The sequence below is a fragment of the Anaerovibrio lipolyticus genome (genome assembly GCF_021531495.1).
Taxonomy (GTDB): Bacteria; Bacillota; Negativicutes; order Selenomonadales; family Selenomonadaceae; genus Anaerovibrio.
The window spans coordinates 1-907 of the sequence record NZ_JADYTY010000073.1 but is presented as its reverse complement, the minus strand read 5'-3'; the positions used below and the strand labels follow the sequence as shown (position 1 = coordinate 907).

Here is a 907-nt window from a genome sequence, read left to right as displayed (position 1 = left end):
TTTACCTTTATTGTAACCAAAATCTTGCATTTCCTGTAATTTCATTTCGTATGTCATATAGCTCATCCTTTCTGTTTCAATATTTTTTTCTTCCTTGATAGCATCATCAATAGCTTTTGTAAAATTGCTATTGGCGGATTTTCCATTCATATAATCTAGTATTGGAATAAGGGCTTTAGGCGTATCTGTAGTTCTATTACCTGCACTTGATACTACTATTTTGGTAGTTTCATCAGGAAGCAGCAAGGATTTATCTTGTTGACAGTATGTGTTAAATGTATATAAACTACGTTCACCATTGAGAAATTTGAAAGGGCAAAGAAAAATAATAATACTTTTCTTTAGCAGAGTATATCTTTGTCCTGCCTTCAGGGAATCAACATCAAATATGCCCTGATAGAATCTCATACGTTTGGCAAGATCATTTGAGTTGTAATATCCGATCTGCATTTCTATATCATACATAGTATTATCAGAATCCTCTACATAAAGATCAAAACGTATACCATGGCCGTCATAGCTTTCTTTAAATGTTTTTTCTGTTTCGTGAAAGCGAATATCTCGTACTTTTACCTGTAGAATTATTTCAAGTAGTTTCTTTATGAATTTTGGATGTTTTGACATCACCAGCTTGAACATGTAATCATCTGTAAAAGTAAGTTCATTCCATGGCTTTATTGAATAATTGGTGTATATATCCATGCAAATTTTCCTTTCTAATCACTATAAAATATCCTTGTATAAGAAAGTATGTTTTTATTTTATTATAGCATAGGAATATATTACAGGCAACAAGAAATAACGAAAGCCATAGATTAACTACGGCTGAGTTTGGTGGAAGTTTTTCTAAATTGTTGATTGTTTTTTATAGTAATTACTTCATCTGAGAAACTGGAATTATATGCTC

At 31.1% G+C, this 907-nt stretch carries 1 protein-coding gene; it reads right to left on the bottom strand.

What is annotated here, in order from left to right:
• Positions 1 to 702: Rpn family recombination-promoting nuclease/putative transposase (locus tag I6E26_RS11015; protein ID WP_235321912.1), on the bottom strand; the 702-nt coding region annotated here is incomplete at its 3' end.
• Positions 703 to 907 lie beyond the last annotated feature (205 nt).